This window comes from Vibrio sp. V33_P6A3T137 (assembly GCF_009904835.1).
Classification (GTDB): Bacteria; Pseudomonadota; Gammaproteobacteria; order Enterobacterales; family Vibrionaceae; genus Vibrio; species Vibrio metschnikovii.
The window spans coordinates 33,404-47,373 of the sequence record NZ_WXWK01000174.1; the positions used below are offsets into that span (position 1 = coordinate 33,404).

Consider the following 13,970-nt stretch of genomic DNA (forward strand, 5'->3'; position numbering starts at 1 on the left):
TTTATTACCCTAACTCACTGTTAAAAATAGAGTTTGTCAATAGTTGTCAAAATTTAGGTCTTAGAATATTCCCAAGGGTGATCGTCCATGGGTAAAACTTACGATGGCCTGCATCGGATCAGTTTTTTAATTGATGAACAAGGTAAAGTTGCTCATGTGTTTGATAAGTTTAAAACCAAAGATCATCATCAGGTGGTTCTTAACTACTTAAACCAGCACTAAGCCTACCTGCAAACTCTCCTCGGCAACGAAAAAAACCGCCCCGTTATTAACGAAGCGGTTTTTTATTACGACTGACTATCGATAAACGATATCAGACAATAAATTTACCTAAAATGGCGTCTTGCTCACGCACGTTCTCAGCTTGAACTTGCATGGCAATATTTGCTTCTTCTGCCGAGTCAGAAACTTGGGTTGATAAATCTTTTATCTTCACCGTATTGCTGTTAATTTCTTCGGCCACCAAGCTTTGCTGCTCCGCCGCAGAAGCAATCTGTAAGTTCATGTCACTGATTTGCTGAATGGCATGACGGATACGCTGTAATGCACCATCGGCTAACTGTGCTTTGGCAACGACATCTATCGCGGTATCTTTACTCTCTTTCATTGCTTTCGAGACCGAGCTAGAGCCGATTTGCAGTTGCTCAATCATACCGCGAATTTCAGTGGTCGATTGCTGAGTTCGTTGCGCTAAGGTACGTACCTCATCAGCAACAACCGCAAAACCACGTCCCGACTCACCCGCTCGCGCCGCTTCAATGGCCGCATTGAGTGCTAATAGATTGGTTTGATCCGCAATATCGTTAATCACTTTTAAAATCGTTTCAATATTAGCCGTTGCCGACTCCAAACCTTGAACTTCTTTAACGGCCATTTCAATGTGCGCGGATAACTTATCAATCGATTGCGTCGTCACACTCACAACTTGCGATCCCTCAATGGTTGCTTCATCGGCTTCTTTTGCGGCAGAGGCGGCCCCTTGAGCGTTATTGGCGACTTCCGTCGCGGTTACTGACATTTCATGCATCGCTGTCGCTAATTGCTCAAGCTCTTGTAACTGAGAACGCATCGCTGAAGATGAACCTTCAACACTCATGATGGTTAATTCAGCGCCACGCATGATCTCCTCACCAATCGCTTTCGATTGTTTGATTTGCGTTTGTAAGGTCTCAGTGAAGGTATTAAAGCCGTGAGCAAGCTCTGCGAACTCTTGATCGGTATTGGTATCTAGACGCTTAGTTAAATCACCTTGTCCTGAAGCGACATCTTTTATTGCTTGATTAAGCACGCTCAGCGGGCGCATTAATACATTAATTAGTAAGGTTAAACCTATAATACTGACAATCACCCCAATCAAAGTATAAATAATCGAGCTATTGCGTAATTTAGTCAGAGCAACGAATGCTAGCGACTCATCAATCACCGCCCCCACATACCAATTTTCGCTGGGTACATGACTAAAATACACCAAATGTGACTGACCATTAATATCAACCTGTTTTAGTCCCTCTTTCAATTGAACATCGGGCAAATAAGCGGTTAATTTCTGACCGTTATACCGAGTCTCAGGGTGAGCAATGGTTGAGCCATCGGCAGTCACAATAAACAGGTAACCCGCATCAAATAGGTTGATCCGATTGACCATTTCCGCTAATTGAGTGAGCTCTAAATCATAAAACATCGCGCCGATAAAGCGTCCGGCATGGCGTACAGGCGTACCGATAGAAATGATAATGTTATTGGTCGATGCGTCAGAATAAGGCTCAGTAACGACGAGTGAATTCTGAGCTTTAGCGCCGATATACCATGGGCGACGTCTTGGATCGTAATCACTACCAGGCTCCCAGCCATCGTCATTTTCGACCATTGAACCATCAGATTCATATCCCAACCCAATGGATAAAAAACTACCTTTGAGCGTTGGTTTTTCTAGCACATTGCTGACGTATTGACGATTTAAAGGATCAAGTTCTAAGGTTTCGGTGATGGTTTTGGCCATTCCCTTCTTACTGCCCATATCTAAGGTAATGGTGTTTTTTACCCCTGCAACCATCTCCTTTAAACTGCTGTGCACCAATGCTTGAACTTCTGAGCGAACCGTCGTCAACTGCTGCACAGACAATGAGACGACAATGACCAACAATAATGCAGATGAAGCTGCCACAATTTTTTGACTAAATTTCATAATTTCCCTCTACTAATCTTCCTAATGTTATTTTTATTTTTTATTCGGGCGAAGTTGGCCTTAATCACTGTATCGCCAAGTTCAATCAAAACTTAAACGAGGATATTAAGAGTGTAAGCAAAAGTTAACGCTTTTGCCGCAACGACAACATAAACAGCGCTTAATTATCTTTAAACAAAAAGCCTCATTAACGACAATGAGGCTTTGCAATCAGATAACGAGTAAAAACACATCGTCACTTAACTATCAATCGAGACCGTTTCATCATCATTACTGGGTAGAGCATGCCACACGGCTTTGACTAATGTGGCCAGAGGAATAGCAAAAAAGACGCCCCAAAAACCCCATAATCCGCCAAAAACTAAAACCGCAATGATGATGGCAACCGGATGCAAATTGACCGCTTCAGAAAATAGAATCGGCACCAGCACGTTGCCATCTAAAATTTGAATAATAAAATACGCAATCAACAAGGTATAATATTGAGGCGTTAATCCCCATTGAAACAAACCAACAATTGCGACTGGAATAGTGACTGCCGCAGCACCGATATAAGGGATCAGAACCGAGAAACCAACCGCAACAGCTAACAGAGCAGAATAACGTAAATCCAAAATCGCAAACGTCACATAACTCACGCCACCGACGATGAGAATCTCCAACACTTTACCACGAATATAATTAGAAATTTGTTGATTCATTTCTAACCATACCTTAGTCGCCAAACGTCGATTTCGAGGTAGAACGCCACTGGCGATCGACATCATTTCTTGTTTATCTTTAAGTAAAAAGAACACCAACATCGGCACTAAAATCAAATATACCGCCAGCGTTGCTAAGCTAACTAATGACGCTAATGACCCTTTGACTACCGACTCTCCCATGCTTAGCGCTTTATTTTTTGCATTATTAACTAATGACTCAATGATTTGTAAGTTGGCCAGTTCTGGGTAGCGCTCCGGTAAACTGGCAATAAAGTTTTGCAAATCGTTATACATATTAGGGATATCATTAATTAAATTAATGACTTGCTGCCAAATGGTCGGAACAATACCAAATAACGCAACTAACATGAGTCCAAGAAACAATGACACGATGACCAAAACCGATAAGGTTCTCGGAATTCCTAAACGGCATAGCTGGGTTACTGGCCACTCAAGCAGATAGGCTAAAACAATCGCAACCAATAATGGGGCGATCAGATGACCAAAAAAATAGATGATGATAAAACCAAAAAATAAGATAGCGACCAAACTAACCGCATGAGGATCGGAGAATCGTCTTTGATACCAACGATTGAGCATTTCAAACATCGAGCGGGCTCCCCTTAACAATAGAACGAGAAAAATAACGATTATTTGGCAAATTCATGTGCTGAACAGCAATGGTATTGAGATAATATGGAGCATCAACCGTATCTTGCCTGCCAATCAGAATAGTGTGATTTTTTCTATCATCAAGCGTCAAGATGTGACGGTTTGCAAGTAATAATGTCATAGGACAGCACGACTTAGGTAAATCAACAATCTTGGGTTCCATTTTAGGGTTCAATCCTTAATATAGACTCAAACTACTGATGGATGGAGCGGTCAGCCTCATCATCACTATTGAGAAGAAACCGCAACACAGTGTGTAAAATAAATCAGCCTCAATCATACCACTGCCGGAGTGAGTAAACGAGATGACTTTCTGCGGTGTAGGAAACCAATGGCATCGCACAGTGTCTTAGAGAAAGATAAGCTTGGAGCATTACCTATCACTATGAAAATAAAACGTTCTCTTGTTTACCTCTGCCTCGCGGCAACCTTAAGTCCACTTTCTGGCGCATATGCGAATCGTTTTGGGAGTGATAGCATAGAACTGCCCGATATTGGTACCGTGGCAGGCTCAACATTAACAATTGATCAAGAGCTTATCTATGGTGATGCGTATATGCGCATGTTACGTAACAGCCGTCCGATCATCAACGACCCGGTTATCAATGAGTATATTGATGCGCTAGGTTATCGCTTGGTCGCTAACTCAGATGATGTCAAAACGCCGTTTACCTTCTTTATGATCCGCGATCGTAATATTAATGCTTTCGCGTTTTTCGGTGGTTATATTGCGCTGCATTCTGGTCTACTACTGCATGCTCAATCAGAAAGTGAGCTCGCGTCGGTCATGGCGCATGAAATTGCTCACGTCACTCAACGTCATTTAGCGCGTAGTATGGAAGAGCAAGCTCGTCGCTCCCCAGCCACAATTGCCGCTTTAGCTGGCTCACTGCTATTAGCCATCGCAGCGCCTCAAGCGGGAATTGCAGCGATCACCGCGACGACAGCTGGCAGTATGCAAAGCCAAATTAACTACACGCGCAGTAATGAAAAAGAAGCGGATCGTTTTGGGATTGCGACTTTAGCTAAAGCTGGGTTTGATGTGCATGCTATGCCACGCTTTTTTGGTCGTCTTGCTGACGAATATCGTTATGCCAGTACGCCACCACCGATGCTCCTCACCCACCCTTTACCCGAAGATCGTATTACAGATAGTCGTTCTCGAGCACAACAATTTCCTAGTGTTAGCGTTGCTCCATCTCTGAATTATCATTTAACGCGCTCGCGAGTTGTCGCTCGTTATGCAGGAATCAACAGTGAAGCCGCATTAGATTGGTTTAAGCGTAACCAAAGAAAAGCTGATCCGGGTATGGCCGCCGCCTTTGATTATGGTAAAGCTCTCGTTTATCTTGATACTAAGCAATACGACGAAGCCGAAAGTCGCTTGAAAAAGTTGCTACAAAGTCATCCTGATAATAATTTTTATCTCGATGCGATGAGTGACCTTTTGGTTGATACTGAACGCGCCACAGAAGCACAATCCATGCTGGCTCAAGCACTGCAACGAAAACCCAATAATCCTGTATTGGTGATAAACTACGCCAATGCCTTGATCAAAGATGAAAAATTTTCAGAAGCCATTCGTATTTTACAACGCTATACCCATGAGCGCCCCAATGACGTCAATGGATGGCATTTGTTAGCAGAAGCGAATAGCCGAAGCGGTAATAGCGCGGAAGATTTGGCAGCCAGGGCTGAAATTTTTGCCTTAGGCGCAAACTGGAATAAAGCGATTCAGTTTTATACCCAAGCCAGTCAACTTGCTCCTTTGGGTAGTTTGCAACAAGCTCGCTATGATGCACGACTCGATCAACTCATGGTACAAAGAGATCGATTTTTAGCCCTACGATAAACTTAGCGACTCAAGGCGATTGTTAGCCAATAATGACTGAGAGTAATTGATGATTGGTAAGCGAGTGTAACCCTAATCATATCGACAAACTATGTGATTGGGGAAAATGACGCAGCCAATACCACAGCCTCGTCAACTCGCAGAACAATAAGCAACTTAAATAATAAACCATCTTTATTAAGGAGAGAGGATGTCCGTTACTATTTATCACAATCCACGCTGCTCTAAAAGCCGCGAAACGTTAGCGCTATTAGAAGCACGTAACCTGCAGCTGAACATTATCCACTATTTACAAACCCCATTGACCATTGAACAACTCAAAGCCATTCATGCAAAGTTACCTCATAGTCAGGTTCGAGACATGATGCGTTGTAAAGAAGCCTTATATAAAACCCTGAATTTAGCCGATCCTACCCTCTCTGACGAGGCGTTATTTTCAGCCATGGTAGAACACCCCATTCTGATCGAACGCCCTATTGTGATTGCCAATCAACAAGCGCGTCTCGGTCGTCCACCAGAACAGGTACTGGATATTTTATGACTCGTCTGATCGTTCTGTACTACAGCCGTCACGGAAGTACCCGCAGCTTGGCTCGGCATATTGCCCGAGGTATTGAGTCGGTCTCTGGATGTGAGGCAATTTTACGTACTGTTCCTGAGCTAGAACCTGCGCAAGGAAACGTGAGTGATCCTTACTTAACCTTCGATGAGTTAGAACAGTGTCATGGCTTAGCCGTCGGCAGCCCCGTTTGGTTCGGAAATATGGCGGCACCATTAAAACATTTTTGGGATCAAACCACCCCACTATGGGTAAAAGGTTCGTTAATTGATAAACCAGCCTGCGTATTTACTAGCTCGGCAACATTACATGGCGGACAAGAGACGACTCAACAGACCATGATGCTGCCTTTGCTGCACCATGGCATGTTGATTATGGGGATTCCTTATTCAGAGCCCAAGCTGCATACCACTCGATCGGGTGGCACCCCTTACGGCGCCAGTCATGTGGCTGACTCTGCAAATAACACCTTAACCCATGATGAGAGTGAATTAGCCCAACGTCTTGGTCAACGCCTTGCTCAACTCGCCGTTGCCTTAAACGAGGGTGATAATCATTAATTGAAAACGTGAGTCCCAACCTCTAAAAAGGGCTGGGACAAGTCAATTAAATCGGTAGGAGGGATTTTGTCTGACTTTACCGATTAACATCTTCAGCGACCATCAATCCCCTTAAACAGGGAGAAGTTAATCTTGCCAAGAGAAATAAAGCTGGGTTCTTTTAGGTGGTGTCACCACCGGTCGCTTATCCTCTGGCTCACGATATTCTTTCTCCTGTTCTTGCTCAATGTTTTCACGCTCAACGAGTTTCGGTACCGCTCTCTGCGTCACTTGGCGCAGACGAAGCACTTCCTGAGCGAAATCAGCTTCGCTAGCTAACAAGTGCACATTGAAGATAACTTCATCCCCTCGAATACTCACAATATCCAAAGAGGCGACTGAGCTTAAGCGTCTCACGCTCTCCTCCAAGGTAAAGAAAGCCTGAGCATTATTAATCGGTTTAAATGCCGCCCACAGCGTTTGTGAAGACTCGCTACCCACTAACACCGCACTTTTTTTAGCGTAGTGATTAGCCAATACATCGATGAATGTGTTCATTGCCTCCTCGCCAGAAGTCTGACCACTGACTGGGACTTTAGGAGAGGTTCGCATCTGTTCGGCGGATTGATCGTACAACGCCCAACGCAAAGTGGAACCTTGAGCTCGTAGCACTAAAATGGCATCGCTGGTATAGCGTTGACTCGCCGTCGCAATTGACTCCGTAAAGCCGCCCCAAAGATCGGAGCTTTGAATACTCGTTACATCCTCAAAATCACCGACAGGAAAAGTAAGCGGTAAACCACGTTGCTCAGCCTGCATTTTTAATTGCGATACAACGTCGGTTTGTGAATGCTCCCAAATGATACGCCGCTCATAGTCAGATTCTTCTACCAACCACACTAAAATATTGGCCCGGTCTTCTGGCCAGAATGCTAAATGCGCTTGAGTTAACAGTGCTCGGATGCGTGGTCCACTAAAGGCAATTCTTAATGTTCTTTGATCATTGAGTTGTCCATAGCTGATCTGATTCGCGTATTGAGCACTTTGACGCAGCGCTTTACTGACGACGTCATTGTTCAATGAGTCCTGACTCCCCGTGGCTCGAACAATCACCTCTTGCATGGCACGAATTCGAGCTTCAGCTTCTGGGTTATTGTGCTGTTCGTCGATCACAACTTCAGCTTGGTACAGATTGATTTTGGTTAACGCCAATACAGGCAGACTGATTAACCCCATCAACAACAAAACGAAATAGCGCATACGGTTACCATAAATTCCAAGTGAGCATTGATGATAAGCAACTATCTAGGTCGGGGCAAGGCGCAGTACCAGAGCCAGTGTCAATTTTCCGCAGTTTTTCCTTCCTGATTCCTGCCTCATCAGTCGCAATGCCAAACCTTTTCAGCTTATTAATGATCAGAAACCAGAAAAAGTTTGATCCATAACCGATAGCAATCGTTTGCAAAGATGATAGAATCCCGCGAATTTTATTTTGCTTCAGGGAAAACACGATGAAAAATGCCATTCAAGGTGCACAAATGCTATTTGTCGCATTTGGTGCTCTGGTTCTGGTTCCATTGCTGACCGGGCTTGATCCTAACGTTGCTCTGTTTGGGGCTGGTGTAGGCACCTTAATCTTCCAAATCATTACTCGCCGCTCTGTACCTATCTTTCTCGCCTCTTCTTTCGCTTTTATTGCTCCCATTATGTATGGCGTACAGACCTGGGGAATTGGCGCAACAATGGGGGGCCTAATGGCCGCTGGCGCAGTCTATGTCTTACTCGGCGCTATCATTAAAGTTCGAGGCGTGGGCTTTGTACATACGCTATTACCCCCCGTGGTCGTTGGGCCGGTTATCATGGTGATTGGATTAGGTCTCGCACCTACTGCGGTCAATATGGCACTGGGCAGAACGGGGGATGGTTCAGTACAGTTGATTGATGCACAAGCTGCGTTATGGATTTCAGCGATTTCACTACTGGTAACCGTTGGTGTCAGTGTCTTTTCGAGAGGTTTTTTTAAACTCATTCCTATTTGTGCAGGGATTGCCGCCGGTTATAGCGTTTCTCTGTACTTTGGTGTGGTCAGTTTTGTTCCGGTTCAACAAGCCGCGTGGCTAGCATTGCCAAACTTCACCTTTCCTGAATTTAACATTAATGCCATTTTATTTATGATTCCGGTCGCGATTGCTCCAGCCGTTGAGCACGTCGGCGATATGCTCGCAATTTCTAATGTCACCGGAAAAGATTATCTTAAAAAACCGGGTTTACATCGTACCATTGCGGGAGATGGATTTGCGACCATAGCAGCCAGTATGGTCGGTGCACCACCAAATACAACCTACAGTGAAGTCACTGGCGCGGTAATGCTAACTAAAGCCTTTAACCCGGTTATCATGACTTGGGCGGCAGTAACGGCGATTGTATTAGCCTTGGTCGGCAAGCTTGGAGCATTGTTACAAACCATTCCAATCCCGGTGATGGGCGGAATTATGATTCTATTATTTGGATCGATAGCCACCGTTGGACTCAATACCTTAATCCGAAACCAAGTCGACTTACACAAATCTCGTAACCTTGTGATTGTCGCTGTCACTCTGGTTTTCGGGATTGGTGGTATGGCGTTTGGTATTGGTGAATTTAGTTTACAAGGTGTGAGTTTGTGTGGGATTGTGGCGATTATTCTCAACTTAGTGTTGCCAAAAGATCTCGGTGAAAACCACGTGGTCGACAACACGCAAATGGATAAGCATTGATCATGTCGCCAGATGGCGACAAATTAAAATAAGAAAATGATCAGTGACGCTCTCGTTCATCCGATGACCATCAATAGACTTCATCAAGATAAACGAGGGCCTCCCATATCACCACTTGCAACCACAAATCGACAGACTTATTGGCACAAATCAACAAACTGTCCATCAGTGAGCTTAGTGAGGTCTTGTGGACTAAGCTCTATCTCTAAACCACGCTTGCCTGCACTAACACACAGAGTGGTCAATGTCTCGGCACTGCTGTGAATAAAAGTCGGCAAGCGTTTCTTTTGCCCTAACGGACTGATCCCACCCACCACATAACCCGTGATCTTTTGAGCGATCTCTGGATCGGCCATCTCAGCTTTTTTCGCTTTGGCCGCTTTTGCCGCGAGCTTTAAGTTGAGTTTTTTTTCAACGGGGATCACCGCAACGGACAAATGCTTAGCTTCGCCATTGAGACAGAATAATAACGTTTTGAATACCGTCGCGGGGTCCTGACCTAAAGCTTGCGCAGCTTCTAAACCATAACTCGGATGACTAGGATCATGCTCATAGTGATGAATCGTGTGGGCGATGTGCTTTTTTTTCGCTAAATCAATGGCTGGGGTCATGCTTAACTACTCCTTATTGCCCAAACCAAAACGGGTAAGGAATTATCTTACCCGTTTTTTTAAAGCGCAAGGATTGAACTTAACGGATATCGATCGGTGCAAAGCTCTTAATCAAATCATCCAACGCTTTCATTTGTACTAAGAAAGGTTCGAGCTTATCCAACGGTAAGGCCGAAGGACCATCACATTTCGCTTGATCAGGCGTTGGGTGAGCTTCGATAAATAAACCAGCGATGCCCGTCGCTAAACCAGCTTTAGCCAGTTCCACGGTTTGTTCACGGCGACCACCGGAAGCAGCTCCTAATGGATCGCGCATCTGCAGTGAATGGGTAACATCGAAAATGATTGGACTGCCTTTAGAGGCTTTTTTCATCACGCCAAATCCGAGCATATCAACTACTAAGTTATCGTAACCATGGCAAGCACCACGCTCACATAAAATGACTTGCTCATTGCCACATTCCGCGAACTTTTCAACAATATTACCTACTTGTCCTGGGCTCATAAACTGTGGTTTTTTAACGTTAATGACTGCGCCCGTTTTTGCCATCGCTTCGACTAAATCCGTTTGACGTGCTAAAAATGCTGGCAATTGAATCACATCAACGACCTCAGAGACTGGCTGAGCCTGCGCTTCGGTGTGTACGTCGGTAATAATTTTCACCCCGAAGGTCTCTTTCAGCTCTTGAAAGATTTTCATGCCCTCTTCCAAACCTGGCCCACGATATGAATGTACCGAGCTACGGTTAGCCTTATCAAACGATGCTTTAAACACGTAAGGAATACCAAGCTTTTCGGTTACTTTGACGTAGTACTCGCAAATTTGCATCGCCAAATCACGAGATTCCAACACATTCATACCAGCAAACAGAGTAAAGGGATGATCATTGGCGACCGGAATATGACCGATATGAACAATTTTTTGTTCCATAGTGAGTTCTCTTAAGTTGTGATTAATGCAGCGTCACTGGATAAACCGTTAGCGCATTCATTTGATTCTTGAGTAACTGCGCTGCGGGATCATCAGGGCAGTGTTCAATAAAATATTGGAAATCGGATAACGCCACCTGATGACAGTCTAACTGCTGATAGATAAAACCACGATCGCGTATTTCATAAGGATCATCAGGGACAAAGGTTAACGCTAAATTGGTGCAGCGCAGCGCCAAAGTATAGCGCTCTTCGCGCAACAAGGCACTTTTCAATAAGGCTAACCAGCGACCAATAATCGTTGGATTATCGGTCGGTTTTAGATGCTCAGCCTGCAAGCGGGCCAAAGGGCCTTTATGACCAACCAACCACGCATTGAGCATGTATTTCGAGACAAACTCGCCGGAAAAAGGATTGAGATACAGCGGAGCTTCATCAGGCCACTGCACTTCAAGTAAAAACTGGGTAGGAAAAGTAATTCCTTGCACGGGAAAATCAAAGCGCCTAGCAAAATAGAGCAGCAACGCTCCAAGACTCACCGGTATTCCCTGACGACGTTCGAGGACTTTATCAATAAAACCGTTACGAGAATGAAAATAGGTTTCTTTATCGCCAACAAAGCCCCATTGATGATAAAAAACATCCAAAAATAGGGCAAAGCGCTGCTTTGTATTTGATTCATCAGCTAAAGCTAACTCAGCTTGATGGTACAGCCTTTGCAATTCAGCGAGAGCCCAATCGACTTTAGTCTCCGGATTGATGGCTTTATTTAATGCCAGCGCACCTTCCACTAAATCCATTGCATCAAAATCTTCATCAAATAAATTCAGCATTGATTTATCGAGTCCATGATATTAACTGAAAAACATCGGTGCTTTAGAAGCAGTCACTTTACCCGCCATGATCAGCCAGCCCATCGCGCCAAGAAAAGCAAACGAGCGTAACAGCTTATTACGACCAAACTTAAGCGCAAAAAAGCCCAAAGCGATATAAGCCAAGACACAAGTAATTTTATCGGTCATCCACGGCGCTGCAGCCGTATAAGGTATAAAGCCAGTGATCACGATAAGCCAAATGCCAGTAACTAATAACAGACTATCGTTAATGTGCGGATAAATTTTCAGAAACTTATGTTGTAGCCAATGGGAATCCATCATCATTAAAATATAACGAACACTCAATAAGAAAGCGCTAGTAGCTATAGTGAAGAGATGGAGTGATTTAAGTACTTCGTACATGTGTTCCTCTTTAAAATCGACATTGACCCAAGGTGACTCGATCGTTACCAGCGTAGTCTTGCTCCGTAACCACTTGCTGATAGCCAAGTTCACTCAGAATAGTTCGCACTGCTTTGCCTTGTTGGTAACCATGTTCAAACAACAGCCAGCCTTGATCGAGTAAATATTCACGCGCCGAAGTCGCGATATGTTTAATATCGGCTAATCCATTATCGCCTGCGACCAGAGCGCTTCTCGGTTCAAAACGAACATCCCCTTGCTGTAAATGGGGATCGTGTTCCTCAATATAAGGCGGGTTAGAAGCAATCAAAGCAAACTTTATACCGTTAGCGAGAGGGGTAAACCAACTGCCTTGCAAAAATGTGACATTGGAAAGCTGTAATCGTTTGCGATTATCCTCGGCAAGCTCAACGGCCTCTGAACGCAGATCGATCCCCAGCACGTGGCGCTGAGGTAGCTCTGAAGCAAGCGCTAATGCGATAGCTCCAGTTCCTGTCCCTAGATCAAGGATATCGCCATCAATAAGTACAGCCTTATCCAGTGCTAATTCAACTAAGCGTTCAGTATCCGGACGAGGTATTAAGGTCGATGGTGCAACTTTTAGGGGCAGCGACCAAAATTCGCGTTCACCAATAATATAAGCGATCGGCTCACCGGCGATACGCCGTGCGAGCAACACCTCGAAAGCAGAAATAGCCTCTGCATCGAGCCTTTTATCTGGCCACGTCAATAAATAGGAGCGCGGTTTTTGTAACACATGGCAAAGCAGCAGCGCGGCATCAAGAGACGGCGAATCGCTGCCGCTCTCGATAAGTTGCCGCTTAGCGTTAGCCAATAAGGCTTGTATCGTCATGATAATGAATGAATTAATGGTTATCAGATAACGCAGCCAGCAGATCCGCTTGATGCTCTTGGACAACAGGATCAATCAAGGCTTGTAAATCGCCTTCCATCACCTCATTGAGACGATAAATGGTGAGGTTAATACGATGATCGGACACTCGACTCTGTGGATAGTTGTAAGTGCGAATGCGATCACTGCGATCGCCTGAGCCAAGTAGATTACGTCGGGTATCGGAGATTTCCGCCGCACGTTTTTTCTCTTCAGCCTGAACAATCCGAGCGCCAAGCACAGACATCGCTTTAGCTTTGTTCTTATGTTGAGAACGCTCATCCTGACACTCAACCACAATCCCCGTTGGCAAGTGGGTAATTCGAATTGCTGAATCCGTCGTGTTAACGTGCTGGCCACCTGCTCCTGATGAGCGGAAGGTATCAATTTTTAGATCGCTGGCTTTAATTTCAGGAATTTCGGCTTCAGGGATCTCAGGCATCACAGCCACAGTACACGCAGAAGTATGTACACGACCTTGAGATTCGGTCGCGGGAACACGTTGCACTCGGTGACCGCCCGACTCAAATTTCAATACCCCGTAAGCTCCGTCACCATTAACTTTGGCTATCATCTCTTTGTAACCACCATGCTCAGCTTCACTCGCCGACATGACTTCAATTCGCCAGCCTTTTTTCTCAGCAAAACGGCTGTACATCCGGAACAGATCACCAGCAAAAATCCCGGCTTCATCACCACCCGCCCCAGCACGAATTTCTAAGAAACAGTTGCGATCATCATTCGGATCTTTAGGTAACAGAAGGATTTGCAGCTCAGCACTTAAGCGTTCAATTTCCGCTTTAGCCGCTTTCATTTCATCTTGGGCCATTTCGCGCATTTCAGCATCGTCTTCTTTGGTCATCTCTTCTGCGGCCAGCAAATCTTCCTGAGCTTGCTGATAGGCTTGGAAGCATTGGGTGACTTCTTCGAGCTGCGAGTACTCTTTTGAGAGCGATCGAAATTTATTTTGATCACCGATCACGGCAGGATCGCCTAATAAGTGTTGCACTTCTTCGTAGCGCTCCACCAAAG

14 protein-coding genes and 1 pseudogene are annotated in these 13,970 nt (G+C 44.9%); 5 read left to right on the top strand and 10 right to left on the bottom strand.

Annotation, left to right across the window (positions count from 1 at the left end; all coding sequences use genetic code 11):
• Nucleotides 1-87 precede the first annotated feature (87 nt).
• A pseudogene (locus CAG60_RS16225) lies at nucleotides 88-222 on the top strand (thioredoxin-dependent thiol peroxidase); the annotation flags it as partial.
• Nucleotides 223-313: 91 nt separating this feature from the next.
• Here CAG60_RS16225 and CAG60_RS16230 read toward each other — a convergent pair.
• The 3 genes from CAG60_RS16230 to CAG60_RS16240 all read right to left on the bottom strand — a co-directional run bounded on the left by CAG60_RS16230 (nucleotide 314) and on the right by CAG60_RS16240 (nucleotide 3,724).
• Nucleotides 314-2,185, bottom strand: coding sequence for a methyl-accepting chemotaxis protein (locus CAG60_RS16230; protein WP_161439425.1), 1,872 nt, complete (start codon nucleotides 2,183-2,185; stop codon nucleotides 314-316).
• Between the two features lie 239 nt (nucleotides 2,186-2,424).
• Nucleotides 2,425-3,498: an AI-2E family transporter gene (locus tag CAG60_RS16235; RefSeq protein ID WP_004394738.1), complete on the bottom strand. Its 1,074-nt coding sequence runs from the start codon at nucleotides 3,496-3,498 to the stop codon at nucleotides 2,425-2,427.
• On the bottom strand, nucleotides 3,491-3,724 hold the full coding sequence (locus CAG60_RS16240; RefSeq protein ID WP_040904123.1) for a hypothetical protein: 234 nt from the start codon (nucleotides 3,722-3,724) through the stop codon (nucleotides 3,491-3,493). The genes CAG60_RS16235 and CAG60_RS16240 overlap by 8 nt, the downstream gene beginning before the upstream one ends.
• Before the next feature lie 222 nt (nucleotides 3,725-3,946).
• Here CAG60_RS16240 and CAG60_RS16245 point away from each other — a divergent pair, with 222 nt between their 5' ends.
• The 3 genes from CAG60_RS16245 (at nucleotide 3,947) to wrbA (ending at nucleotide 6,532) form a co-directional block, all read left to right on the top strand.
• A complete protein-coding gene (locus tag CAG60_RS16245) occupies nucleotides 3,947-5,413 on the top strand; it encodes a beta-barrel assembly-enhancing protease (RefSeq protein ID WP_161439432.1) in 1,467 nt (488 codons plus the stop codon).
• A 190-nt stretch (nucleotides 5,414-5,603) separates the two neighbouring features.
• Nucleotides 5,604-5,954: an arsenate reductase (glutaredoxin) gene (gene arsC / locus CAG60_RS16250; protein WP_161439426.1), complete on the top strand. Its 351-nt coding sequence runs from the start codon at nucleotides 5,604-5,606 to the stop codon at nucleotides 5,952-5,954.
• Nucleotides 5,951-6,532 (top strand): NAD(P)H:quinone oxidoreductase, encoded by a 582-nt coding sequence (wrbA, locus tag CAG60_RS16255; protein WP_161439427.1) that lies wholly within the window; start codon nucleotides 5,951-5,953, stop codon nucleotides 6,530-6,532. Before arsC ends, wrbA begins: the two co-directional genes overlap by 4 nt.
• Before the next feature lie 126 nt (nucleotides 6,533-6,658).
• Here the strand turns inward: wrbA and CAG60_RS16260 are convergent, their stop codons facing one another.
• Nucleotides 6,659-7,771: a DUF2066 domain-containing protein gene (locus tag CAG60_RS16260; protein ID WP_161439428.1), complete on the bottom strand. Its 1,113-nt coding sequence runs from the start codon at nucleotides 7,769-7,771 to the stop codon at nucleotides 6,659-6,661.
• Between the two features lie 251 nt (nucleotides 7,772-8,022).
• On the opposite strand from CAG60_RS16260, the gene CAG60_RS16265 reads away from it, so the two are divergent.
• Complete coding sequence (locus CAG60_RS16265; RefSeq protein ID WP_004394733.1) at nucleotides 8,023-9,267, top strand: uracil-xanthine permease family protein; 1,245 nt, start codon at nucleotides 8,023-8,025, stop codon at nucleotides 9,265-9,267.
• 137 nt (nucleotides 9,268-9,404) lie between these two features.
• Here CAG60_RS16265 and ybaK read toward each other — a convergent pair whose 3' ends face one another.
• From ybaK to prfA, 6 genes are all read right to left on the bottom strand, one after another.
• Nucleotides 9,405-9,878 carry a Cys-tRNA(Pro) deacylase gene (ybaK, locus tag CAG60_RS16270; protein WP_161439429.1) on the bottom strand — a complete coding sequence of 158 codons (474 nt, stop codon included), beginning with the start codon at nucleotides 9,876-9,878 and terminating at the stop codon, nucleotides 9,405-9,407.
• A gap of 79 nt (nucleotides 9,879-9,957) precedes the next feature.
• Nucleotides 9,958-10,809: a 3-deoxy-8-phosphooctulonate synthase gene (kdsA, locus tag CAG60_RS16275; protein ID WP_158138785.1), complete on the bottom strand. Its 852-nt coding sequence runs from the start codon at nucleotides 10,807-10,809 to the stop codon at nucleotides 9,958-9,960.
• Nucleotides 10,810-10,831: 22 nt separating this feature from the next.
• Nucleotides 10,832-11,641 carry a SirB1 family protein gene (locus CAG60_RS16280; protein WP_004394730.1) on the bottom strand — a complete coding sequence of 270 codons (810 nt, stop codon included), beginning with the start codon at nucleotides 11,639-11,641 and terminating at the stop codon, nucleotides 10,832-10,834.
• 21 nt (nucleotides 11,642-11,662) lie between these two features.
• Entirely contained in the window at nucleotides 11,663-12,046 is a 384-nt protein-coding gene (locus tag CAG60_RS16285) for a SirB2 family protein (RefSeq protein ID WP_040904120.1), read from the bottom strand.
• Between the two features lie 10 nt (nucleotides 12,047-12,056).
• Nucleotides 12,057-12,905 (bottom strand): peptide chain release factor N(5)-glutamine methyltransferase, encoded by an 849-nt coding sequence (gene prmC / locus CAG60_RS16290; protein ID WP_332397039.1) that lies wholly within the window; start codon nucleotides 12,903-12,905, stop codon nucleotides 12,057-12,059.
• Nucleotides 12,906-12,912: 7 nt separating this feature from the next.
• The gene (gene prfA / locus CAG60_RS16295) at nucleotides 12,913-13,968 is read right to left on the bottom strand and encodes a peptide chain release factor 1 (protein ID WP_237667806.1); all 1,056 of its coding nucleotides are present in this window, start codon (nucleotides 13,966-13,968) and stop codon (nucleotides 12,913-12,915) included.
• Between the last annotated feature and the right edge of the window lie 2 nt (nucleotides 13,969-13,970).